The following is a 23,355-nucleotide window of genomic DNA, read 5'->3' on the forward strand; positions in this document are numbered from 1 at the left end:
GAAACACCTCGTCGATCGAAAGAAATTACGCGTTCATCGAAAACGTTCGGCCTCGCGTGCGAGCACCGTCAGCTGCTCACACAAGGCGAGTAGCTCGGTAGTATCGGCGCCCTCAGCGACAGCAGTGGCAACGTCTTCAGCAGCGCAACGAACTTCGAACATTCGGTCCACCAACTCGACGGCCTCGGTGGCCGTCAGGATGACCGCGTCCGCGGGAACGCTGGTGCCCTTCACCGCATTACGCTGCTCGTACGCACGCTGGCGGCACGACTGGCAGCAGTACCGGCGGCGACGGCCGACGCCGACTGCCGCTACGCCACGACCGCACCACGCGCAAGGACTACCGGCGCTTCTGGGGCGCGTGCTCGAGGTCATGAGATGACACTTTACTCGAGATTCAGACGCCCTCGATGTCCGCTCGGATGCGAGCGCGCGGGACCCGGTAAGATGGGGAGGTTGCGTCTTCTCGCCACACGGGAACCAATCCGGTGCTCGTGGCGTTGTAGATGAGTGTGAGCGTCTACTCCCCAACACCGGGCGCCCACCAGCGGTGACGAACGAAGAGAGGACACCACCATGGCAGATCGCGTACTTCGAGGTAGCCGACTCGGAGCTGTGAGCTACGAGACCGACCGTGACCATGACCTCGCCCCCCGTCGTATGGCGAAGTACAAGTGCGACAACGGTGAGATCTTTGACATCCCGTTCGCCGACGACGCCGAGATCCCCGGTACGTGGATGTGCCGCAACGGCCTCGAGGGTTCCCTTATGGAGGGCACTGCGCCCGAAGCCAAGAAGGTCAAGCCGCCGCGTACCCACTGGGACATGCTGCTCGAGCGTCGTTCCGTCGAAGAACTCGAAGAACTTCTGAAAGAGCGTCTCGATCTCCTGAAGGCCAAGCGCCGCGGAGCGTGATGCACTAGCACTACAGTTTGCACGTCGAAGACCGTCCGGCCAGGTGCCGGGCGGTCTTTCTCGTTGCATCCGATGCCGATGTGGTCCTTGTGTTGCAGTCATTGTCCACGAACCCTTCTTCGACGCCGATGTCATCCGAAAGCGTTCCCGCTCAGCAGTTTTCATCGATCAGACAAGCGCCGTGCCGGTAGCCTTCCTCGCACTGTTCGGCAGGGAAAGCCATCGGCACGGATATCTGTACCAGTGTTTGCTGTATCCCCTGACGGCTCGGCTGCCAAACGTCACGGATGGAGTACGGCCGGTATGCGAGTGAGCACAGTTTCTGCTCAGTGAGCACAGGCTCCAGCGCCCAGAAAACCATGCTCACTCGAGGAAAAGGGGCCCAGCTTCCTTCGGCGATTGCGCCTACGCGGTCCAGCGACGCATCGCCACGTATCCCGCCGCCCCCACCACGATCAACCCGACGCCCAGAGCGACCGTCGTCGAATCCGTCACCAGTCCCGCCATGCCGGTGACTGCTACGAAAACTGGCACGAAATCGAACAGTCGAGCAATCGATTCCGGCGGCTCGACCGGAAACCCGAGTGCTTGGCCGGCCTTGCTCCGGGCGTAGCTCGGATACCACTCGGTGAACGAGATAGCGAAGAACGTGCCCGCCAACTGCAGAATCCAACCGGTCCAGAAATTGCCGCTGTCGCCCAGCACTGCGTCACCGATCAGTCCGACAATCGCAGACCAGGTGAAGGCCAGCGCCCAGACCGCGGTGATCACGTAATTGATCCGCAAGAAAAGCGAAGTGGTCCAGTACTCCTCCGGAGTGGATTCCTTTGCATATTGCATGGTGAACGGATTGCGCAGCAGTATCGATCCGAAAGCGAAGACAACAAGCGCGATATTGGTGAGCTCACCGCCCCACAATTCGAACCATTCGATCGTATTTGCCGATGCGAACAGTCCAATTCCTGCGAGTATGCCGAAGAAGAGGACATCGAACAGTTCCAGCAGTTTCAGAGTGCCGCCCCGCCGATGATTTGCGGCCAGTATCAGCAGAGATAGTCCGAGCGCCGCTGCAGCGGATTCCTCGAATCGTCCTGGTCCGGACAATAGTGAGAGCAGAATCCACGGGGACAATCCCGCAAGTGGAGACCGTAGAACAGCATCGACAACGCTCGTCTTACGGCTGACACTCTGATCTTCAATCATGGGAAACGCCCTTTGCTCGACTAGGTGTCAAGGCGAATACCCGATAATGAAGGAGGTGAAGCCCTTGTGCCCCTAACGGCGCTTTTTACGCCCCGAATCGCACGGCCCGGAGTACTTGTCCAGTCCGACGCCCTTGTTCGCTTTCTTGCTGCGTCCGGTCGGGCCTGATTTGGGGCGCTGTACCCACTGACCGTCGGCGTCCAGACCGGGCATGCGTTCACTGAGAGTTCGGCTGTAGCGCGTCTCCCCGTCGACGGTCAGCACACCGTCCTGCACATCGATGTGCGCGACGGTCGCCCAGAACGAGTTCTTGCCGTTGCCGACGTACACGAGGATCTCGTCGGCGTCCGAACCAGGGAGTCCGTCCTTACCGGCTTTGCCGTACCGAATGGCGACGCGAGGATTGCCGAACGAATCGATTGCACCGGCCCCGTTGTCCACGCTCTGATAAACGTTGACCAGCAGATCGCCGTTCTCGTGGGGCAGCACACGAACCTGCTCGACGGCCGGCTTCTTCCCCTTGCCCGGTCCGGCGCTGTCTCCGTAGTGGTAGATGTGCGGCCAGGTTTCGAGTCCACCTCGATGGTTCGGCTCACCGCTGATCACGACGTAGTCGTTGGTCTCTTCGTTACGGCAGAAGAAGTAGACGTCGAGGTCTCCTTCGCCGTACTTCTTGACCTTGCCGTTCTTGTCGTACGTCGCCCCGCGCCCGTCCCATTCCAGGCCGACAGTCAACACCCAACTGGGATCGCCTTGGCTCTTACGCAGGTCGATGCGCGCTGTCTTGTCCTGTGAATCCTTGGTGAGGCTGACGGAGACTTTCTCGAAGCTGATGGTGGGGGCGGGAGCGGCTACGGGTGCTTCAGGAGCCGCAACAGTTGCGGGCTCGTCGTCATCGACGTCGATACCGTGTTCAGCGGCAAAGGCCGCCAGTCCGGCGCTGTATCCCTGTCCGACGGCGTCGAGTCGCCAACCCGCGCCGCGGCGATACAAGGCGACCAACTGCAGCACCGTTTCGGTAGTCAAACCTGTTGGCACAAAAGACAACTGCTGCGACGATCCACGGGCGTCGACGCGGAGGGAAGTGACATCCGAGAAGTTCTTTCCCTGCGCTTCAGTGCTGCCGGTCATCAACACGCGGTGAACGTCAGCAGGCAGAGCGGCGAGGTCGATGGTGATCGTCTCGTCCGAAACGAGTGCAACGCCGGGGCCTTTCGGGTTGTTGAAGAAAACGAAGTCGTCGTCGGTTCGGACTTTCCCGTCGGCGCCGAGCAGAACTGCCGCGATATCCACCACACCGCGAACGCTTCCGGTGTCGAGCGCGATGGTGTAGCTCGCGTCCACCAGATCGGTTTTCGAGCCCTTGGTTACGTCAGTCATTGCTCTCTCCTGTTTCGGGAAGGGAGGGTTCACGTCGTCGGGAAATTACTGCTATCACTATTGAGCCCGCAGCGAGGAGGCACAGGACGACCTCGGGCGCGGGGCCAAGCTTCGTTGCAAGGGTGGTGTCGGTCGACAGCGGCACATCCGCAACCAGATACTCGGGTACGAACAAGTCGGTTTCCGACGTGACGGAACCGTCCGGCGAGATGATGGCGCTGACACCGCTGGTAGCTGCGACGACCACGGCTCGGCCGTGTTCGACGGCACGAACTCGCGACATCGCCAACTGTTGGTACGTCATCTCCGTATCGCCGAAAGTGGCGTTGTTGGTCGGTACGGCAAGAAGTTGCGCTCCGTTGCGCACTGATTCCTGGAATGCCCGGTCGAATGCCACTTCGTAGCAGGTGGCGATGCCGATGGGCACACCCGCGGCGTGGACAACGCCATTGCCGTCGCCGGGTACGAAGTTGCCGGCGCGGTCGGCGTACTCGGAGAACTTCCGGAAGAAATCGCGATACGGCAGGTACTCGCCGAACGGTTGGATGATCTTCTTGTCGTGCTGTTCCTGCGGACCCTTGTTTCCGTCCCAGACGATCACGGAGTTCGTGGTGGTCCGGTCGGCCTTGACCAGCACGGTACCGACCAGGATCGGCGCACCGATCGATACGGAAGCGCGAGTGATGTCGGCTGCTGCGTCCACGTTGCGCAGCGGATCGATGTCGGAGGCGTTTTCCGGCCAGATGACAATGTCGGGTTGTTTGACGCGTCCGGCGTCGACCTCGTCCGCCAGCCTCAGAGTTTCGGCAACATGGTTGTCGAGCACCTGCTTGCGTTGGGAATTGAAGTCCAACCCCAACCGCGGGACGCTTCCCTGAATTGCCGCGACGGTGATCGTCTTCTCGCCGGAGTCCATGGTTGCGAGGAACGGCGCCACGACAACAGCCAGCAGAACAGGTACGACGGATGCGGCAACCGCTCCGACAAATCCCCTGTCCCAGCGTTTGCCTGCAACGGCAATAGCTACGGCAGCCAAACCGGTGCCGGTCAGGGCCACCCCGAAACTGAGCAGCGGCGCTCCGCCGAGGCTGGCCAGCGGAAGCAGTAAACCTTCGGACTGGCCGAAAGCAAGCCTGCCCCAAGGGAATCCGCCAAACGGAACACTGGAGCGCAGCCATTCGGTCAATGACCAGATTGCGGCAATCCAGAGCGGAGCCCACGGTAACCGAGACACCAAAACTGCCAGGAGCCCGAACAATCCGATGAACAGTGACTCCACGGCGGCAAGGGCGATCCACGGCATTGCGCCGACAAATACCCCGATCCACGGGAGTAGTGGAATCAGGAAGCCGAGACCTGCCAGGTAGCCGTATCCGAATCCAGCTCGCAGCCGCAGTCCCCCGCGGCCGAAGTTCGTCAGCACACACGTGAGGAGTGCAATGCCCACCGGTGCGAGAAACCACAGAGGCCGCGGCGGAAACCCCACAAAGATCAGATATCCACCCGCTGCCGAGTACAGCGACCGCAACCACACCGAACGGGTCAGAATCTCGGTTATCCGAGACCGCTGCCCGGCGGGTGACTCAACGCTCATAAACGACGCGTCCACGATGCACCGATCGAACACACACCGGTGCCTGCGCGTCGGCGTCGAGACTCGGTAGCGCCGGGACACGCGAGCGCGGATCGGTCGACCATCGCTGGACCGAGTCGGCCGGCGCGCTTACCTCGAGGTCTCCCGCTTCCCAGATGACATACGACGCCGGCGCACCCGGGTTGAGTGTTCCGGCCGCGCCGTCGCGGACTCCACCGGCGCGCCAGGCGCCGCGGGTTGCGGCCGAGAAGGCCGCTCGAGGTGAGATGCCGCTTCCGTCGGTGCGGTGATGCACTGCGGCGCGGAGCATCGCCCACGGTTCCACCGGAGTGACCGGTGCGTCGGAACTGAATGCGAGGGATACGCCCTTGGATGCGGCCGGGGCAAACGGGTTGAGTGCAACGGCACGTTCGCCGCCCAGTCGCGTCGCGTACAGGCCGTCGGTGCCGCCCCACAATTCGTCGAAGACCGGCTGGACGCTGGCAATGACGCCGAGCGCGGCAAAGGTTTCGGCGTCGGCGACAGACATCATTTCGGCGTGCTCGAGACGGTGACCCAGTGCGGCGACCTTGGGTCCGCCGAGTTCGTCGGCAACCTGCTGAAATGCCGTCGCAGCGGCCGAGACGGCGGCATCACCGATTGCATGGAACCCGGCTTGAATTCCGGCGAGGGTGCATGCCCGTACGTGCGCCGCGATGGCGTCGACGCCCAAGTAGGCGTTTCCGGTCGAATCCGGTTGATCTGCATAGGGTTCGGCGAGCCACGCAGTGTGCGATCCCAGCGAACCGTCGATGAAGAGGTCACCGCCGAGTCCGTGCGCGCCGGTCTTGTCGAGGAGCGCTCGAGCGTCCTCCGCGGTACTGACGTGCTCACCCCAGTATCCGCGGACCTCGACGCCGTGATCGTGGGCGAGGAGTTCCTGGAAATCGGTGAGGCCGGAGATATCCGGGCCACCGCACTCGTGCACGGCAATGATTCCGCGTGAGGCGCAGAGATCGAGAGCGGCGGTGCGGGCGGCGGCGCGCTGATCTGCCGTGAGGAGGTTGCGTGCGGCGGCGCGGGCGAGATGGTGGGCTTCGAAAGTCAGCGGGCCGTCGGCGGAGTAACCGGCCTCGTTTGCCAGTCCATCGATCCCGTCCCGCAGCGTGCTCGAGCACACTGCCGAGTGCACGTCGATCCTGGAGAGGTACACCTTGCGCCCTGGCGCTGCGGCATCAAGGTCAGCCGTCGAGGGCGCAGTCTGATCGGCCCACTCGGTGTCGTCCCAACCGTGCCCCCAGATGACGGCGTCGGGATTGGCGTCGGCGAATGCCGTTACACGCAAAAGGCATTCGTCGAGCGACTGTGCACCGACAAGATCAAGTCCGACTATGGACAATCCGAGCGCAGTGATGTGGACGTGGGTATCGACAAAACCGGGAGTGACAAACGCACCGTCCAGATCTTCGATCTCGGCGCCGGGATGCAATGCGCGTCCGGCGCGTTCGTCACCTACCCAGACGACGGTGCCGTCGGTGATGGCGAGCGAAGTCGCGTCAGGTGCAAAGGAACTGTAGATCCGGCCGTTGACCAGCAATCGAGTAGTCACGAGCGCCAAGTCTGCCTGTTAGTACTGCGGCCCCCGCGAACGGGTGGGTGTATCCGTGTCGAGAATCTCACCCTCGAGGACAAGTTCCTTGCCGTTGCTGGCCACATATTCGGTGGTCGCGGTAGGTGTTTCGACGATGATCTCGCCGTCGATGACCTCACCGTTTCCACGCATCCGAGCTGCGTATCCGACGGTGCCTGCAAAGGCGTCACCGCCCGCTGCGAACGCTGCTGCCCGCCGGCCTGCCAGGAGGACAGCAAGAGGACGCAGTGCCCAACGGGTCGGGGGAATCAGTAGGAGCAGACCCAGGACCGATGTGACAAGACCGGGAACGAACATCAACGCGGAACCAGTAGCAACGAGCGCGCCGTCTGCCACGGCGAGTGACGGTGAACCTTCACCTCGCGTTGCCTTGCGGAATCCGTCCATGACTTTTCGCCACTGCGAACGCATGAGCACCATCCCGACCAGTGAACCGGCCAGGAACAGCAGAATTGTCCAGGCAATGCCGATGGCGTTGCCCACGATGACAAGTGCGGCGATCTCGACGATCACGTAAAGCAGGAACATGGCGGCGATCATGACGTCCCCTTTCAGACGGTCTACCACTACAACGCACGACGGTTCGGTTTTTCTCCCGAGCGCCCGACATTGCCTGTGTAGTGAGTCACTTCCCACCGCGCCGGGTGTGCGCGACGTTAACTAACGCTCCGCTAACGATCTAACCCTAAAGTTGACCTTTAGACTCTGCGTGTGGTCAAGTCGTTTCACCCGCTTTCCAGCGGACCTAGTGAACGTGAAGGAGCCCGACATGAGCCGACTCCCCGGCAACAGACTTTCCCGGCGTCTACCCGCTGCGCTGGCCGGCGCTGCCGCCGTCGTAGCCCTGACTGCAGGGTCTGCCCTGGTCGGAGCCGGTTCTGCGGCGGCAGATCCGCAGGCACCTGCCGAGTTCACAGTGCCGATCGAGATCAATGTGCCCACCGACCTCGCGGCACTGATCGATCAAGCCGGCGCAATCTCGCCCGAGGCCACCGCTGCGTTGAATCAATTGATCGGCACGGCGGCAGCTGACCAGATCGCTGAGACATTGGGTGTTAATCTCGGCTTCACGACACCGGCGCCGTTCATGTATCCCGCACCGACGGTTGGTTGTGGGCTCGACGGACAGATGGCGACGGTGACTCTCGCTACCGCGCAGTCCGGGCCTAACTTCCCGTTGCCTCCGTGGGTGGAGGACAACCAACTTCGATTCCAGGCACTTCCCGCGTACATCGGGATTCCGAAAACGTCCGAGTTGAGTGTCGCGTGGATCAACACCAGCACATTCAAGGGCGGAATTGTTCCTCTGGACGAGACCCTCCCGGTCGTGGACACTCCCCTGTTGTCGAAGGTCGTCGACACCGGTGACGGCAAGGTCCTGGCCGCGATATTCGGCAAGGTCGACTACACCGACGGAAAGTCCTGCATCGTGCTTCCGACGGTCGGCTCCTTCGACGCCTGAGTTCGTGTCGGCCTACGAGCCCGGAGTCACCAGCCCGGTCTCGTAGGCCAGCACGACAGCTTGCACGCGGTCGCGAAGATCCAGCTTGGTGAGGATGCGTCCCACATGAGACTTGATCGTCGACTCCGATAAGTACAGTTCCTGGGCAATCTCCGTATTGGATCGCCCCGCCGCGATATGGCTGAGCACTTCCCGTTCACGTTCGGTCAACACGTCCAGAACGATCGGATCTCGCCGTGGCGCCGGACCGTCGACGATGAAGCGAGACAACAATCTTCGCGTCACCTTGGGTGACACAACAGCATCGCCGGCCGCAACACTGCGGATTGCGGACACGAGGTCCTCGGGTGGAGTGTCCTTGAGCAGGAACCCACTGGCACCTGCCCGCAACGCACCGAGTGCATGTTCATCGAGATCGAACGTCGTCATCACAAGAACACGCGATTCGATCCCCGACGCCAGAATCTGCTCGGTTGCACTGACGCCGTCGACAATCGGCATTCGGACGTCCATCAGCACGACATCCGGCTTCAGTGCGATCGCCGAGGCAAGCGCAGCCGCTCCGTCCCCGGCTTCACCGACCACTGAAATATCTTCGTGTGCCGCGAGGACCATATTGAGCCCCATACGCATGAGTTCCTGGTCATCGACAATCAGCACGGAGATAGGCACCGCGTAAACCTATCGGGCCGACCGGGCTGATGCGACTCAGCCTTTCGGATGGGCCGGCAGATGTCGAGTGGCGTCGTAGGGCTCGAAGTAGGATTCGCCCACGACGAACATCCCCTTCTGCGGCAGCCAGAAATCTCCGAGACGTGCCTGCACAGGTAGCGGACCTGGCGGTCCGATATCGACCCCGTCGAAACTCGCTCGACTCCGGTCGACGGTCCACAACATCCGAGGATTCGCTCGGAACCATTGACCGTTCGAGGTGGTCCCGGTCAGTTTCACCCGGCCGACACCCAGCGCAGGTCCAGCGGCCCGTCCCATCGCGGACATCACGCCATCGCTGCGCCACATCGCGCCAGGCATCAGCTTGCCCATGCCCGTCATCACGGCGGTCGCCGCTGATCGGCCCACGTCGAGTTCCCACACGAGTGTCTCGTCCACCCTGACCGTGAAGGCGGACGGGCCCGTCCACGTCACCTTGATGTCCGCTGTTCGCGCGTCGGCGAGATCCGAGCCGAAGTATCGGGCGCAACTGTTCTCGGGCGAGTTGCTGCTGTAAATGATCCAACGTCCGTCGGGGTCTCGATGCCACACCGAGTCGTACCCGGCACCGACCGAGCTGGCGGGAAAGTGCCGCATCGCCAAGTAGTGGCCACTAGCGAATGGTTGTCCCATCACCCCGTAGCCGGCGAATCGTTCTTGTCCGTCACCCGGGGGAACCTCTCTGGTGCGTTCAGCAATTGATCGTGGATTGTCAGTCATCATCTGTCCTCTCCGAATCCGTCCCCGTTCGACGGTTACCCCGTTTCAACATCGGCACCAGCGCGTTGCAAAGTCGCCAGTGCAACATTCGTCGGGATTCTGGAATGCTGGATGTACAGCAACCACACAACGGGGAGGCTGACATGAGGTTTTACGAGGATCACATCGTTCCGCGACTGGTGAACGCAACCTGCGGGATGTCGCTGACCGAACCCTCGCGCAAGCGAGTCTGCGCCGACCTGCACGGTCGCGTTGTCGAGATCGGGTTCGGATCCGGTCTCAACGTCCCGTTCTACCCAGACTCCATCGATTCGGTCAGCGCCGTCGAACCCGCCGACCTCGGCTGGAAACTAGCGGGCACACGGCTCGCGGCGTCACCCGTGCCCGTCGAGCGCTCCGGACTCGACGGGCAGTCACTTCCCTTCCCCGACAACACCTTCGACGCCGCACTCTCCACGTGGACGATGTGCACTATCCCCGACGCGGGCGCCGCGCTGCGCGAGGTGCGACGGGTTCTCAAGCCCGGCGGAACCCTGCATTTCGTTGAACACGGTCTTGCCCCGGACGAGAAAGTGCGACGCTGGCAGCACCGCTTCGAACCGATCCAGAAAGCAGTCGCAGGCGGCTGCCATCTCACGCGCAAGATCCCGACGCTCGTGCAAACCGCGGGCTTCGAGATCCACGCCCTCGACACCTTCTATCAGAAGGGTGTACCAAAAATCATGGGCGCGCTGTCCCTCGGCGTTGCCAGGCCCGTAGGTTGACTGACTCCGGGCACCAGGACTTGTGCGGCGCTACCTGTTGCGTCGCCGAGTGATCCGAAGCTCGCTACGGCTTCGCGCCGGGCGCGAGCGAATTGCGGATCAGCCGCGGGCACGTTGACCGATGGCCGCTTCGGAGACGATATGGACGATTCGACTTGCCCGTGTTGCGTCTCGAGCGGCACTGACGATCCACCACAGCATCTGTTTACGGGCGCTGGGCGGAAAACCGTCCCAGTTGCTTCGAGCTCGCGGGTCTCGATCCAGCGCCGCCGTCAAGTCAGACGGTTCCTCGAGGTCTTCTACTTGGTCGGAAATCGTCCACCAGCCGTTGGCTTTCGCGGCAGCAATGGCGTGGCGCCCAGCGTCGGTCATGAGACCGCGCGCCTCCATATCGGCTGCGCGTTCGCGGTTGAGCCGGGTCCAAGAACTCTTGGGTCTGCGTGGCGTGAACAGTTGCAAGCCGCGCTCTTCGTCGAGGATGGTGTTGGTGGAGTCGATCCAACCAAAGCAGATGGCTTCCTCGACGGCCTCGGGGTACGGGCAGCGTTGACGGCCGGCGGTGTTGCGCCAGGAGCACAACCACACACCTCGGGCTGATTTGTGGTTGTGCGTCAGCCAAGTTCGCCACTGTTCCCGAGTCTCGGCATGGATGATCGGGTAGTCGAATTTCCACGTTGGGGGGTGGGCGGAGACCGGTGGCGGCGATTCCGAAGTGGTCATTTATTCTCCTAGTTCAGAGCGAAGCGGACACGTATCTCGATAGACGAGGGACCGGCATGGTGGCGAGATTCTGAGGTGAATGGCGAGCTGCCTTACGGTGTCGGCGAGCTCGGCTGGTTCGATGACTGTCACTGGAGCGGTGAGCGCAATGCGAGCAACCGTCATGGCGAGCCGGCCGAGATCTTCACCGCGGATCTCGACCACACTGAAGTTCGGCCCCAACTCGATTGGTGTGTGGTCAATCCATCGGAGCACACCAATCGAGTTCGGAGAACGTGGCTTCGATGACGAGTTTCGCATCGAGGTGACGGGGCGACGAGCCGAGTGAGCTCGCGACGAAGCCAGCCGCATCACCACCCGGAATCTCGCGTGGTGTGAAATGACTGCCCGCCAGCTGGGGCTCCCAGAGTCGGTCCAGCCGAAAAGTTCGCCAGTCACCACGATGTTGGTCCCATGCCAGGAGGTACCAACGTCGTCCTGCCGTGACAAGTTGGTGCGGCTCGACCAACCGTCTGCTGCTCTCGCCATCACCTCGCCGATAGTCGAAACGCACATGCTCATGGTCGCGACATGCCGCGGCGAGCACACTGAGTGCTTCGGGATCAACGATGTCGTTGTCGTCCACCCGCCGCATCGAAATGACGCTCGAATGTAGCGCCGACACACGTCGGCGCAGGCGATGAGGCAGGAGTGTTTCGATTTTCGTCAGCGCGCGCAGCGACGTTTCTTCGATGCCGTCGATGGCTGCCTCAGCGGCGTAGCGTAGCCCGACGGCTACCGCGACGGCCTCGTCATCGTCGAGAACCAGGGGCGGCACGTGTGCTCCTGTTGCAAGTCGGTAGCCCCCATATTTTCCCGACGTGGAATCGACCGGATAGCCGAGGTCGCGGAGGCGATCAACGTCGCGGCGCACCGTTCGCTCCGTGACCTCGAGTCGTGCGGAGAGCTCGGCGCTGCGCCAGAAACGATGAGTCTGCAGGAGCGACAGCAGCTGCAGCGCTCTACCTGTTGGATCGTTCCGCATTTCTTCAGTGTGCCAACAATCGAGGACACGATGTGTCCGCAATGTTCCCTATCGTCTGGGCAACCGGTCATTCCACACACACGATCGGTAATCAACCCAAAGGAGAATCCGTGAATCCATCCGACTTCCCCAAGCCCGTCCTTATCCCAGTCAACGGCGTGGAACTCGAAGTCTTCGAAGCAGGGCGACACAATGCCGGGAAACCCATCGTGCTGTGTCACGGATGGCCAGAGCACGCCTATTCTTGGCGATACCAGGCGCCCGCCCTTGTCGAGGCGGGCTACCACGTCATCGTCCCGAACCAGCGCGGCTACGGCAATTCATCACGTCCGACCGAAGTGACGGACTATGACATTGAACATTTGGCGGGTGATCTCATCGCACTTCTCGATCACTACGGCTACGAAGATGTCACCTTTGTCGGTCACGATTGGGGCGCCTTTGTCGTGTGGGGCCTGACCCTGTTGCACCCGGACCGGGTAAACAAAGTGATCAACCTGAGCTTGCCCTACCAGGATCGCGGAGAGCAGCCCTGGATTGAGTTCATGGAAGCCGTGCTTGGCGGTGACTTCTACTTCGTCCACTTCAATCGACAGCCGGGCGTCGCGGACGCCGTGTTCGAAGACAACACCTTCCGGTTCCTCCGCAACATGTACCGGAAGAACGAACCCCTCAGGGAGCCTCAGCCGGGTATGGCGCTGATCGATCTCGCCAGAGCAGAGACGCCGCTCGGTGAGCCTCTGATGAGCGATAGCGAATTGGCCGTTTTCGTCTCCGCCTTCGAATCGACAGGATTCACGGGCAGTATCAATTGGTACCGAAACTTGGACCGCAACTGGCATGTGTTGGCGGACGTGAACCCCATCATTCAACAGCCCACACTCATGATCTACGGCGACCGCGACGCCATCGCGAAGTCTGAAAAACTGACAGAGTTCGTGCCCAACGTAGAAGTAGTCAATCTTGACTGCGGTCATTGGATCCAGCAAGAAAGGCCCAAGGAAACTAACCAAGCAATCTTGAACTGGCTGGAACGGCAGGATGCAACATAGCTTCAACGCTAGGTGGCGCCTCAGGAAATATGTCAATCTCATTCAGATCCGGTAAGGCGGCTTGATCTGGACCCCTTGGTGCATGGATCAGGCGGATTGCTGAGCTCGGCCATGCGCGAGTCGGTTTCGATGATGTTGCCGCCGAACGGGAGCCGATCGACGATCGCCCGCGCACAGTCACGGTCGCCGAACTGCCCTCGCGCCAGGGCGTGACGTGATCGACACGAAATTCATCGATCGTCGCGCGGGATTCCCCGAGGATCGACGTTGTTCTGACGTCGGCTTGCCGTTGTTCGGTCGAGCCGTGTTGATCCGCCATCCCACCGCGCCGCAGCGCTCGGACCACAGATTCGAATACTTTCCATCTCTTGCGATCAAGTCTTCGTGAGAACCAAGCTCTTCCATCCTCGCCGCTGGTTAGTCGCGGCACTGGACTTTGATATGTTCGCGGACAACGACTTTCAGCGCCAAGTCCAATTCGGAACGTTTTCGGAAGATATGGACCTCGCCGTCATCGCAGCGCACGGGACACTGGACAATGAGGCCGCAGAAATCGACTGGGCCGATCCCACTGTCGTTCTGCGCGAAAGTGAGAGTGGCACAGTCACTGTCGCGGACATTGTTACCGAACTGGCCAAGTGGGACAGATCGGCATGGGCGTGGTTGGCAGCAGAACGCGTCACACTGAGCGGCCACTATCTGCGTGCCAAACATCCAGAACTTGTCCGCGAGTACCCGCATCACTGAGGAAGCAGATCAACCGTCTGTCGAGGATGACTGACTTGTTATAGAGCGGACTACCTCCACTGTGACTGGAGGAGGTGCCACATTCGAAACGTGCAGTATTCCCGGTCTTCGTAAGAATCTGCGAAACTCCACGGATGGCACTCATCGGGCGCGAAGCAGCAGCACTGCTCAACGACGCCCGAATCGAACTCGGCCCCGGATTAACCGAATCTGAATTCGACTCTGTCCACGAACGCTTCGGATTTCACTTCAATCCGGATCACCGTAGCCTGCTCGCCACTGCCTTACCGCTCGGTGACCGCTGGCCGGACTGGCGAAACGGCGACGACCTCGAGCTGGAGACATGGCTAGATAGTGTTGCCGAAGGATTCATATGGGATGCACTGCATCAGAGTCCGCCGTTCTGGCCGCCATCGTGGGGCACATTGCCCTCCTCAACCGAGGACATAGCCACAACGGTGCGCCGAGAACTCAGGGGGTGGCCGCGCCTCATTCCGATCTACGCGCACCGCTTCACCCCCGCCGCGCCCTCACCGTCAGAATCACCGGTGTTCTCCGTGTGGCAGACCGACATCATCTACTACGGGGCCAACCTACTCGAATACCTCACCAACGAGTTGCTGTCCGGACAGGGCCGAAAGGCACTCTCCCCCCGAACTATCAGCGTCCCGTACTGGTCGCGGTTCGTCGAGTCAGCAAACAGCGCAGAATCAGTCTGACCAACATCGACGCGCAAAACCGTCTATCGAGTGTGCCGTTAACCCGACTCGGTTCCCGTTCAGTCAGATACAACATTGATGCATCTGTATCGAATAGCGGCACCTCGACGGGGTGCCGAGAGGCGCAAGACGGCCACCGACTCTTTGGAAGCCACTCGATATCTCCGGGTGTCGGCGGGCTTCGTCGTGTACCAGTCAGAGAGAACCCGATGGCGCTGTACGCCGACGAGTTCGCAAGGGATTGCTTTCGACAACGCTATTCGCCATTCCCACGGCAACGGAAGAACCAGATCCAGCGACCTGCGATCATCAGTCATTACTTCCAGGCTGAACTGATCAGTGACGACTTAAGAGGTCGATTGGCGGTGTGCAGTATTCGAAACGTGAAACATTCCTCCTGACACCATGCGGACACCGAACCGTACCGGGATTGTCGCACTGACGTGAGCCCGTTTGATAGCGGTCGGTCGGTACGCTCGTGGACATGGGACTGGGGTTTTTACTGCTGTTTGCCATGTTCGGCCCGTTGCCGTTGCTCTGGTGGGCGGCGGTCCGGGCGAAGAGCCGCGGCCTTGGGGGGTCGTTCGTCGGGCCGTTTCAGGAGATGTTCGATCCCGGTGCGGCGCGAGCACAGATCGTCATCGAGCAGATCGCGGAACTGCCTGACCCTGCGGGCTCCGGCGACCCGGATAACGACGACGATGTGCCGTACACAGTCGCCTATAAGGGCGTTCGGCTCCACATCAACCCTGATAGGGGTCGACAGTGCGGAGGCGACGGGACCACCAAGTGAGCTGAGTGAGCACCAGCCTGGCCAACCCCGGCAACGCCGACCCTGACGCGGTCGCGTTCCTCAAGGACCTTCGCGATCTCCATCCTGGGTGTGCCAATCCAGATCACCTGACGAATGATACGAGCTTTCGCTGGGTCAATTCGCTTGGGCTGCCCGCCGATACGACCACGAGCGCGAGCCGGCGCCAAACCTGCGCCGTGCGCGCCCGGATCAGCGTCCTCTCGAATTGTGCTAAGGCGCCCAAGATTTGGAAGATGAGCATTCCGCCGGCCGATGACGTGTCAGTCGACTCCGTCAACGAGCGGAAAGCCGCGCCGCGCCGCTGCAAGTCCTCGACAGTTTCGCCCAGATGCTTGAGTGACCGACCTAGCCTGTCCAGTCGCCAGACGACGAGGGTGTCACCGGCCCGAAGGTGACTGAGTAGATCGAGCAGGACCGGGCGATCGTCCTTGGCGCCACTCGCCGCTTCTTCCCACCCTCGATCACATCGAATGGCCGCCAGAGCGTCACTCTGCAAATCGAGGACGTGATCGGTCCCGGAAACCCCTATTTACCTGTGACTCCCGAAATTATTTGGCACGTTTTTTACCGAATTATTTGGCACGCGGCTTGATCGTCAGGTGATTCGAGGTGGACGTTGCCACCCGATCGGTATCGTCGCGGTATGACTCGTTCCGACGTTTCCTGGCAGAGCCGAGCGATGGCGTGGCCGCTGGTCGTGGGAACTGTATTCGGAAGTTACTTCGCGCTTCTCTTCGCAGATTCCAGTGATGTCAGTAGTGTTCTCACCGCGATCTGCCTGGGGTCGCTGTGCTCGCTGCCTGCCGGCGGGCTGTTGGGAATGGCAGCAATCCTGACGGGGAAGGGCGTCCTCGCGGTCGGCGAGCGACACGTCCGCGCCGCGGCACCGACAACGTGGCGACTCGCATTCCCAACGTCGACGGCTGTGGTGGTCGCGATGATCGTCACTGCTGCGCTCTCCGTCGCAGGAGCCGATGGGTGGAGTATCGCCTGGCCTGCGTTGACAATCTCAGCCATTTCCTTCGGCGCAGCATCCGTGTACTACCCCGCGGTCACACATGAGGACCTCGCTCACGATGACGTTGCATCAGCTGAAAAATAGGATTCGGCACATAGCCGAATTCCCTACCGTATCAGCCATTAGCACTCCCCTGGTGTGGCGTTCGGGATATGAGTTCAATGCCAGTAGTTGCCCATAGTGTGAGCTATGCGGCGATTGCGCATGGTGTCCTCGGTGAGCCCGGTGCCAGCGCGCTCACCGGTGCCGTTAGCAGATCCGTTGCCGGCCCCGGAACGATTCCCGACGATTTCCATCCGACGTCGGCAGTGGTGTGCGAATTCAGCGGGTACACCGACGATTGCGGCTGCGCACTGTGCGCCAGACCAGCGGGCTCGGCAACTTCGTCGCGGTAGTCGAGCAACTTAGTCGCCCTTCGACCAAATGACCGTGGTTCGGCGAATGCCCTACCGACGGCACAATTCCCACTCCCGTCACGTGGCTGGTCGACGACGCAGGAAACGCAGTAAGGGCCGCTTTTCCCGTTGACGGACGTGCGGAATCCCGCGGCCCGACGCCTACGTGGCAATCACGAATCTGACGGTGCCGGACGAACAAGCGCACAATCTGCCCCGAGAATTGTGAAGCCACAGCCACGGCACGCCACGTTTTGGCCTGTTTAACCGGATCGCTCTCAGATCATTTCTACGGGTTTGGGTGTTCGTTTTGACCATCGACAAACTGGATAGTTTCTCCTGCCGGACACCCGAAATGCCCTGAGCAGCAGTAGAAACCCTGGGATAATCGGAACATGAGCTACAGCCACGGCAACTTAACCAACCCACTAAATAGCGGATGCGTCGCATGAGCGGCATTATTCTATCGTGACAGTCATGAAACCAGCGCCGCTCCCTCCGCGCCCGCTCCGAATCAGCCTGTCCGTCGTCGCATGGTTCAACCTGCTCTCCGCCCTTCTCGGAATGGCTGGACTAACCATTGGTGGCGGGTTCGGCCTCCCTCCGGAATGGATCCAAGGAACCATCTTCACTTCCTACTTCTGGCCAGGCATCATCCTCGGCGTGATCGTCGGCGGAAGCCAGGCAACCACGCTCGTTGCTCAGTACGGCAGGTTCGCACTGGCGTGGGGTCTACACGCCGCGGCCGGCCTAATCATGATGATCTGGGTCTTCGCCGAAATCGCCATCATCCTCGTCTGGTCGCCGCTGCACGGCATCTACTTCGCCACCGGCATCATTCAGACAACCCTCGCCGTGCTTGCTCTAGGTGCCTGGCCGCGCCCCTTCCTCCAACAATCCTCAAAGCAACCAACACCCTCTTCCTGACCGCACCGCAGGACATAATCTTCATAAATTCGTCAACACAACGTTCAGTTGCGTCCCCGCGCTGGGATACCTCGGACTTACTGTTGATCGGTTCCCACGCCATGTTCGATCACTCGCCGGGAAGTGAAGTCAGTTCTCGAGCCTCAGGTCGTCGTCGATCAAGTTCTCAGTAGCTGCTGCACGCGCTTGCACCGGCGCCGGTGAGGAGAAGTGCCGAGACGATGCCAAATGCGGTTCGGGTGGTGAACATCTGAGGTCAACGATCCATTCGTGGGAAGAAGAAGGACAGGAGGGTGCCGGCCAGCAGTAGGCCGGAGCAGACGAAGAGGGCTTGGGAGTATCCGGAAACCAGTGCTTCGGTCGGCGCGCTGTCCGAGCGTGCCGTCGAGGACGCGGCGACGCTCACGAGAACGGCTAGTCCGAGTGAACCGCCGATCTGACGCGACGTGCTCAGCAGCCCGGATGCCATGCCGACTTCTTCGGGAGGAGCGTCGGCGGTGGCGACGTTGCTGAGCGGCATGAACGACAGGCCGATGCCGATGCTCGCCAGAAGCGAAGGCACCAGGATGACAGCCCAGAAGGGACTGTCGAGGTTCATGGTCGAGAAGATGAAAGTCCCGATTGCTGCGACCGCTGTTCCGACTACGAGTAGCGGCCGAACTCCGTAGCGTGGAAGGAGTTTGGTGGATGCGAGGATGCCTATGACCAGGCCGAAACAGAAGGGCAGGAACGCCAGACCGGTGGTGGTCGGCGAATAGCCCAGTCCGCGTTGCAGGAATAGCGAGACGAAGAAGAACGCGCTGAACTGTGCCGCGCACACCAGGCACATGATGGCGTTGGCCAGTCCGATTCGGGGTCGAAGGAGGGTGGACAGTCGTACCAGTGGTGTGGCGCAGCGGCTTTCGACCGCGACGAAGGCGGTCAGCATGACGATCGTGAGCGCGAATCCACCCAGCACGTAACCCGAAGTCCAGGAATGTGATTCAGTGGCGATGACGGTGCCGACAAGGGCGGTGATTCCGGCCGTCGCCAAGATGGCGCCGGGGAGATCTAGGGAGCCGCCTCTAGCGGCTTGGCCGGCAGGCAAGCCGCGGGTACCGGCAACTGCGGCGATCAGGGCCACCGGTGCGCCGGCGAACATCACCCATCGCCAACTGAGTCCTTCGGTCAAAATGCCGCTCAGTACTACACCGAGTGCACCGCCCAGTGCTGATGACATTGCGCCGATGCCGAATGCCTTGGCCCTGGCGCGTCCGGTGGGAAAGGCCTGGCTGAGGGCGGCGAGCCCGGCCGGCGCGATCATCGCAGCGCCGACGCCTTGAAGTGCCCGAGCGCCGACAAGCATCTCGGCGGACACCGAGAAGGTGCCGACGATGCTGACGAGGGCGAACAGCAGAAGTCCGGCGACCAGAACCCGGCGAGTGCCCATCACATCGCACAGTCGGCCGCCGAGAAGCAGCAATCCGCCGAAGGCGAGGGCGTACGCGTTGACGACCCAGGACAGCCCGGCGTCGGAGAAGTTCAGTGATTCCTGGATGTCGGGTAGCGCGACGTTGATGACCGACATGTCGAAGGCGACCAGGAACTGTGCTGCCGCGGCGGCTGTGAGGATCAGGGCAGGCGCGGCTACCGCCCGTGTTGATGTTGTCATTGCAGGCACCTCATTTGTATACATGTTCTCATAAGTAGTTAGGTTTACCTTGCTGACGACCGAGATGCAAGGGGTTCCCCGGGCGAGAGCGCCGTAGCAGGGGCGCGCACAATCGATGCATGGCCGAAAAGATGGAACCGAGATCGCCGCGGCTCGGACGTCCCCCGACGATCACGTCGGAGCAGATAGTCGAAGAGGCGAAACGGCAACTTCAGTCCGGCGGCGCCGACGCACTGAGCATGCGAGCGTTGGCGAAGTCGCTCGGCACCACACCGATGGCGCTGTACCGACACGTGGGCGACAAGGAACAGCTGATCAGCGCGGTTCTCGATGCGTACTCACAAGACCTCGGTTCGCTGGTCCTGCCACAGGATCAGGTCGAGCGGATTCGCTTGATCTTCACCGCGATCTTCGAAACGCTGGCATCGGAGCGCTGGATCATCGAGTTGCTTCAGCGCGGTGGGCGCGGCGGTAGCGGCGCCGTCGTCCTGGTCGATCGAGCCATGGCCGCGTGTGTCGAACTGGGCATGTCTCCACGCCGCGCACTGTTGGTCTACCGAGCGCTGTGGAACTACACGCTCGGCGCACTGCTCAACATCTATGACGACAGCGCGCGACCCGAAGGCAGCGTGTCACCTCTTGCGATCAAGATCCGAGAAATCGGGCCCGCGGAACTACCCGTACTCAACGAGGTGCTCGAAGACTGGCCGGCCGGGACGACGACCGATGGTTATCTCGAAGGCCTCGACATACTGATCGACGGATACCTGCGTAGCCCGGCCTAACGGCACTGACACCAGGCCATGCCTCAACAGCGACAACGTGCCAGGTAGTCAACACGCCGAGCCTCGCGCCGAGAGGCGGTGTGGCCGCCACCCGGATGCAACTTCATCTCCCATAGCCAACCGATTAACGCAGCATCTCGACGCATTGTTCGCCATTAGGAGAAATCGGCAACCTGCCTATCTGAGTTGTCCAGGATCAGCTGTTTTGAGGGGTGGCCGGATACACAGGCAGCCACATCGCATCCTGAACGGCCTGCACCAAGTCGTCGTGGGTCACGGTGGCGACGCCGTCATCGGCTGCTGCCTTCGCGACCGCCACAGCCACCGTCGCGGACGAGGCACGAAGGTTTTCGACGTCGGGGAGGAGGGACGCTCCCCGCTCCGAGACATCCACCTGACCGGCGACCGCGACCGCACCTGCAAGGAGCATGCCATCGGTTACGTGACGAGAACCGGACACGATCGTGCCAAGGCCTAGGCCTGGATAGAGCAGAGCGTTATTGCATTGACCGATCCGATAAGTGACGCCGTTGTATTCGACCGGTTCGATCGGTATCCCGGTCGCCATCAACGCCTGCCCTTTGGACCACAAGATGGCGTCCTGGGGCATGACCTCTATACGACTGGTCGGGTTCGAGAGCGGCAGCAAGATGGGGCGTTCAACCCCGCCACTGAGCGCTTCTACGACGTCCTGCGTGAAAGCTCCGTGCGCGGTCGAAGTACCGATCAGGATGGTGGGTTTGACGTGCTGGACCACCGTCAGAAGGTCGATAGGGCGCCCGCCCCAATCGGCGACTTCGTGTGCTGGCCGGGCATAGGCTTGCTGGTAGTCGGGCAGGTCCTGCATATCGTCGGTGACCAAGCCGTCGCGGTCGATAAGCCACACTCGAGCGCGGGCCTCGTCATCGCTGAGCCCGGTGCGGCTCATCGCGGCGGAGATCTGGTCGGCCATGCCCGTGCCGGCGGTGCCAGCGCCAAAGATGACAAGTCGTTGATCCGCGAACGTCTGTTTGGTGACCTTCAGCCCCGAGATGACCGCCGCCATGACGATGGCGCCGGTTCCCTGAAGATCGTCGTTGAAAATGCGGTACTTGTCGGCGTGGTCTACGAGGATACGGCGGGCATTGGAGGGGCCGAAGTCCTCAAAATGCAGCAGTGCCTTCGGGAAGAGCTTCTCCACTGTCTCGAGGTAGGTTCCGATGAACTTGTCGTACTTCTCCCCCCGGACGCGATTGTGTCGGTTCCCAAGGTAGAACGGGTCGTTGAGGAGCGCTTCGTTGCTTGTCCCCACATCTAGATTCACCGCGATGACGCGATTGGGGTTGATGCCGGCTGCGGCGGTGTAGATCGCCAGTTTCCCCACGGCGATGTCGGTACCGTTGACGCCCCAGTCCCCAATCCCGAGGATCTCCTCAGCGTCGGAGCAGACGATCAGGTCCACATCCTCCGGACCCAATTCCAGTGTGGCGAAGGCAATTTCGATGTCGTCGACGTGATCGATCGACAGGTACACTGCACGCGACTGGCGGTAGTCTTGTGACCACTGCTCGATCGCGTCCCCGATGGTCGGGTCGTACACGACGGGCAGCAATTCCGAGAGGTGATCCGCAATCACGCGGTAGTACAAGACTTCGTTGCGCTCGTGGAGCGAATCGAGGTAGATGTACTTCGCGAGATCCGTTGACTGCTTTTGCAACTGTGCGTATGAGCGTCTCGCCTGCTGATCAAGGGTCTCGACCGCTGATGGCAACCGCCCTACCAGGCCAAGTGATGCACGCTCCTCTTGCGTGAATGCAGTTCCCCGGTTCACCGCATCGTCGCGAAGAATCTTCTTTGCTTCGTCCATGCTCTCCCCCATCCGCCGGGAGGACCGCCAGTGGACCCTTCAGGTGACAGTCCGGCGCCAATGACTGACCTCAATTGGAGTCAAATCTAACCCCGCAGTCGCTGCGCTGCCCACAGGTTGACTGAACTGTCCCGGCTGGCGTATCAGGGTTGCTCGCAGTGTGAACTGCTATCGACGGTGGTGCTCCCTTCACAAGAGACCGCCCTGGTGCCTCTCTCAGACCGCCACCGTTTAGTGACTCCACGGAGCAACGAAGCCATACAAACCAGCCTTGTATATGAGCATCGGCCAAAACTCTGACCACGCCGCATCCGAAATCACCCGAGACAAACTGCGGTTCTTCAGCATGTTCCGCAGGCTCAACCTCGTGACGGCAATCAATTGGTTTTCGCGCACCAGTCGAGTGGAGAGTGTGCGCAGATGGTTGCGTCGCCGATCGGCAACGCGCCCATAGATTTTCGCAACCTTGAACCGGGCCTTCGCCCGGTTTGCGGACCCCTCTCTCTTTTTTCGCCAGCGCTCGTTGCGCTTTCGCCATCCGGACGCGATCCTTCGCCTCGTGACGCGGGTTGTCGATCTTCTCCCACCGGCGCGCAAAAGGTCCACCACGAGCACCGGTGAGCTCCCTCAAAACGCTAGAATTAGCGTCGCGAAATCCTCTCGGGTTTACCCCGCCGACGGGAAACCCGATCACTCCAACGCCTGACCAATCAAGTCTTCGACCACAGGTGGGTGTGATGACCCGTCAATTGCTCCCACCGAGGCGCACTCTTTTCAGTGCGACGCCAACACCGGCATACAACCGGCGATTCTTGCGCACCGCCACAACGAAAGTCGAGATTCAAGGCGACTGATCGATTCGAACTACGTCTGACGCTCGTCCTTTTCATCAGTTGAATTCGGAACCGAGTCAGCCGCCTGCTCGCGCGTAGCCATACCTCCGTTCCCACCCTTGTCTGTCGGGCCCGGATGCCCAGCCTTCGGGGCGTCGTCGCCGTGATCTGTTTTCGCCATGTGATCTCCTCAATCTAAAATGCGTTCGAGCGTGACAAGATTGACGTGATGATTCGGTGAAGCGAGCCCGTTGGTGTGACTGACTCGTCAACTATGTGGTGACGAAGAACCCTCACTCTGAAGAGCTACACCGTTCGTCGCTCTGCGAATCCATCAGGAAGGAGACTTCTTTCCTAGGAGTAACTGGCTCAAGGATCGACTGCTCGGATCTAAAGGGCCGGATTTGATGCTCACCTTCTTACCGGCGGCGAGAGGCGCGGTGCG

25 protein-coding genes and 1 pseudogene are annotated in these 23,355 nt (G+C 61.1%); 11 read left to right on the forward strand and 15 right to left on the reverse strand.

The window, feature by feature from the left end; all coding sequences use genetic code 11:
* Nucleotides 1–33: 33 nt before the first annotated feature.
* Nucleotides 34–375 (reverse strand): hypothetical protein, encoded by a 342-nt coding sequence (locus KYT97_RS03915; RefSeq protein WP_033232035.1) that lies wholly within the window; start codon nucleotides 373–375, stop codon nucleotides 34–36.
* A 201-nt stretch (nucleotides 376–576) separates the two neighbouring features.
* Here KYT97_RS03915 and KYT97_RS03920 point away from each other — a divergent pair, with 201 nt between their 5' ends.
* A complete protein-coding gene (locus tag KYT97_RS03920; protein WP_033232034.1) occupies nucleotides 577–915 on the forward strand; it encodes an RNA polymerase-binding protein RbpA in 339 nt (112 codons plus the stop codon).
* A gap of 405 nt (nucleotides 916–1,320) precedes the next feature.
* On the opposite strand, the gene KYT97_RS03925 is transcribed toward KYT97_RS03920, so the two are convergent.
* From KYT97_RS03925 to KYT97_RS03945, 5 genes are all read right to left on the reverse strand, one after another.
* Entirely contained in the window at nucleotides 1,321–2,118 is a 798-nt protein-coding gene (locus KYT97_RS03925; protein ID WP_033232032.1) for a hypothetical protein, read from the reverse strand.
* A gap of 72 nt (nucleotides 2,119–2,190) precedes the next feature.
* Nucleotides 2,191–3,498, reverse strand: coding sequence for a TerD family protein (locus KYT97_RS03930; protein WP_219111793.1), 1,308 nt, complete (start codon nucleotides 3,496–3,498; stop codon nucleotides 2,191–2,193).
* Nucleotides 3,491–5,092: an apolipoprotein N-acyltransferase gene (gene lnt, locus KYT97_RS03935; protein ID WP_219111794.1), complete on the reverse strand. Its 1,602-nt coding sequence runs from the start codon at nucleotides 5,090–5,092 to the stop codon at nucleotides 3,491–3,493. The genes KYT97_RS03930 and lnt overlap by 8 nt, the downstream gene beginning before the upstream one ends.
* On the reverse strand, nucleotides 5,082–6,680 hold the full coding sequence (locus tag KYT97_RS03940) for an amidohydrolase (protein ID WP_033232030.1): 1,599 nt from the start codon (nucleotides 6,678–6,680) through the stop codon (nucleotides 5,082–5,084). Before KYT97_RS03940 ends, lnt begins: the two co-directional genes overlap by 11 nt.
* Nucleotides 6,681–6,698: 18 nt before the next feature.
* Nucleotides 6,699–7,262 (reverse strand): FxsA family protein, encoded by a 564-nt coding sequence (locus KYT97_RS03945; RefSeq protein ID WP_033232029.1) that lies wholly within the window; start codon nucleotides 7,260–7,262, stop codon nucleotides 6,699–6,701.
* A 229-nt stretch (nucleotides 7,263–7,491) separates the two neighbouring features.
* On the opposite strand from KYT97_RS03945, the gene KYT97_RS03950 reads away from it, so the two are divergent.
* Complete coding sequence (locus tag KYT97_RS03950) at nucleotides 7,492–8,184, forward strand: hypothetical protein (protein ID WP_116103276.1); 693 nt, start codon at nucleotides 7,492–7,494, stop codon at nucleotides 8,182–8,184.
* Nucleotides 8,185–8,196: 12 nt separating this feature from the next.
* Here KYT97_RS03950 and KYT97_RS03955 read toward each other — a convergent pair whose 3' ends face one another.
* Both KYT97_RS03955 and KYT97_RS03960 read right to left on the reverse strand, forming a co-directional pair.
* Entirely contained in the window at nucleotides 8,197–8,856 is a 660-nt protein-coding gene (locus KYT97_RS03955; protein WP_033232028.1) for a response regulator, read from the reverse strand.
* Nucleotides 8,857–8,892: 36 nt separating this feature from the next.
* Nucleotides 8,893–9,615, reverse strand: a complete 723-nt coding sequence (locus KYT97_RS03960) for a hypothetical protein (protein WP_045068095.1) — start codon at nucleotides 9,613–9,615, stop codon at nucleotides 8,893–8,895.
* Nucleotides 9,616–9,758: 143 nt separating this feature from the next.
* Between KYT97_RS03960 and KYT97_RS03965 the strand changes: the two genes are divergently transcribed.
* Nucleotides 9,759–10,379, forward strand: a complete 621-nt coding sequence (locus KYT97_RS03965; protein ID WP_095887849.1) for a class I SAM-dependent methyltransferase — start codon at nucleotides 9,759–9,761, stop codon at nucleotides 10,377–10,379.
* 99 nt (nucleotides 10,380–10,478) lie between these two features.
* On the opposite strand, the gene KYT97_RS03970 is transcribed toward KYT97_RS03965, so the two are convergent.
* Together KYT97_RS03970 and KYT97_RS03975 are read right to left on the reverse strand one after the other, a co-directional pair.
* Nucleotides 10,479–11,099 carry a YdeI/OmpD-associated family protein gene (locus KYT97_RS03970; protein ID WP_095886313.1) on the reverse strand — a complete coding sequence of 207 codons (621 nt, stop codon included), beginning with the start codon at nucleotides 11,097–11,099 and terminating at the stop codon, nucleotides 10,479–10,481.
* Nucleotides 11,100–11,337: 238 nt separating this feature from the next.
* Nucleotides 11,338–12,123, reverse strand: coding sequence for a helix-turn-helix transcriptional regulator (locus KYT97_RS03975; RefSeq protein ID WP_245006010.1), 786 nt, complete (start codon nucleotides 12,121–12,123; stop codon nucleotides 11,338–11,340).
* Nucleotides 12,124–12,233: 110 nt separating this feature from the next.
* Here KYT97_RS03975 and KYT97_RS03980 point away from each other — a divergent pair, with 110 nt between their 5' ends.
* The 4 genes from KYT97_RS03980 to KYT97_RS03995 all read left to right on the forward strand — a co-directional run bounded on the left by KYT97_RS03980 (nucleotide 12,234) and on the right by KYT97_RS03995 (nucleotide 15,434).
* Nucleotides 12,234–13,175, forward strand: coding sequence for an alpha/beta fold hydrolase (locus KYT97_RS03980; RefSeq protein ID WP_245006011.1), 942 nt, complete (start codon nucleotides 12,234–12,236; stop codon nucleotides 13,173–13,175).
* Nucleotides 13,176–13,559: 384 nt separating this feature from the next.
* Nucleotides 13,560–13,922 (forward strand): hypothetical protein, encoded by a 363-nt coding sequence (locus tag KYT97_RS03985; protein ID WP_245006012.1) that lies wholly within the window; start codon nucleotides 13,560–13,562, stop codon nucleotides 13,920–13,922.
* Between the two features lie 134 nt (nucleotides 13,923–14,056).
* A complete protein-coding gene (locus tag KYT97_RS03990; protein WP_219111795.1) occupies nucleotides 14,057–14,641 on the forward strand; it encodes a hypothetical protein in 585 nt (194 codons plus the stop codon).
* Nucleotides 14,642–15,125: 484 nt separating this feature from the next.
* Complete coding sequence (locus KYT97_RS03995) at nucleotides 15,126–15,434, forward strand: hypothetical protein (RefSeq protein WP_245006013.1); 309 nt, start codon at nucleotides 15,126–15,128, stop codon at nucleotides 15,432–15,434.
* Between the two features lie 103 nt (nucleotides 15,435–15,537).
* On the opposite strand, the gene KYT97_RS04000 is transcribed toward KYT97_RS03995, so the two are convergent.
* On the reverse strand, nucleotides 15,538–15,951 hold the full coding sequence (locus KYT97_RS04000) for a recombinase family protein (protein ID WP_052683540.1): 414 nt from the start codon (nucleotides 15,949–15,951) through the stop codon (nucleotides 15,538–15,540).
* A 147-nt stretch (nucleotides 15,952–16,098) separates the two neighbouring features.
* Between KYT97_RS04000 and KYT97_RS04005 the strand changes: the two genes are divergently transcribed.
* The 3 genes from KYT97_RS04005 to KYT97_RS04015 all read left to right on the forward strand — a co-directional run bounded on the left by KYT97_RS04005 (nucleotide 16,099) and on the right by KYT97_RS04015 (nucleotide 17,795).
* Entirely contained in the window at nucleotides 16,099–16,557 is a 459-nt protein-coding gene (locus KYT97_RS04005) for a hypothetical protein (RefSeq protein WP_219111796.1), read from the forward strand.
* Between the two features lie 68 nt (nucleotides 16,558–16,625).
* Nucleotides 16,626–16,868, forward strand: coding sequence for a hypothetical protein (locus tag KYT97_RS04010; protein WP_219111797.1), 243 nt, complete (start codon nucleotides 16,626–16,628; stop codon nucleotides 16,866–16,868).
* 477 nt (nucleotides 16,869–17,345) lie between these two features.
* Nucleotides 17,346–17,795 carry a hypothetical protein gene (locus KYT97_RS04015; RefSeq protein WP_245006014.1) on the forward strand — a complete coding sequence of 150 codons (450 nt, stop codon included), beginning with the start codon at nucleotides 17,346–17,348 and terminating at the stop codon, nucleotides 17,793–17,795.
* Nucleotides 17,796–18,051: 256 nt separating this feature from the next.
* Here KYT97_RS04015 and KYT97_RS04020 read toward each other — a convergent pair whose 3' ends face one another.
* On the reverse strand, nucleotides 18,052–19,446 hold the full coding sequence (locus KYT97_RS04020; RefSeq protein WP_219111798.1) for an MFS transporter: 1,395 nt from the start codon (nucleotides 19,444–19,446) through the stop codon (nucleotides 18,052–18,054).
* A gap of 119 nt (nucleotides 19,447–19,565) precedes the next feature.
* Between KYT97_RS04020 and KYT97_RS04025 the strand changes: the two genes are divergently transcribed.
* Nucleotides 19,566–20,231, forward strand: a complete 666-nt coding sequence (locus tag KYT97_RS04025; protein ID WP_051730327.1) for a TetR/AcrR family transcriptional regulator — start codon at nucleotides 19,566–19,568, stop codon at nucleotides 20,229–20,231.
* Between the two features lie 196 nt (nucleotides 20,232–20,427).
* Here KYT97_RS04025 and KYT97_RS04030 read toward each other — a convergent pair whose 3' ends face one another.
* From KYT97_RS04030 to KYT97_RS04040, 3 genes and pseudogenes are all read right to left on the reverse strand, one after another.
* Nucleotides 20,428–22,077: an NAD-dependent malic enzyme gene (locus tag KYT97_RS04030; RefSeq protein ID WP_245006015.1), complete on the reverse strand. Its 1,650-nt coding sequence runs from the start codon at nucleotides 22,075–22,077 to the stop codon at nucleotides 20,428–20,430.
* Between the two features lie 255 nt (nucleotides 22,078–22,332).
* Nucleotides 22,333–22,660: pseudogene (locus tag KYT97_RS04035) on the reverse strand (transposase); the annotation flags it as partial.
* 281 nt (nucleotides 22,661–22,941) lie between these two features.
* Entirely contained in the window at nucleotides 22,942–23,091 is a 150-nt protein-coding gene (locus KYT97_RS04040) for a hypothetical protein (RefSeq protein WP_181317502.1), read from the reverse strand.
* Nucleotides 23,092–23,355: the final 264 nt, after the last annotated feature.

It is taken from the genome of Rhodococcus globerulus, from assembly GCF_019334125.1.
GTDB lineage: Bacteria > Actinomycetota > Actinomycetes > Mycobacteriales > Mycobacteriaceae > Rhodococcus_F > Rhodococcus_F globerula.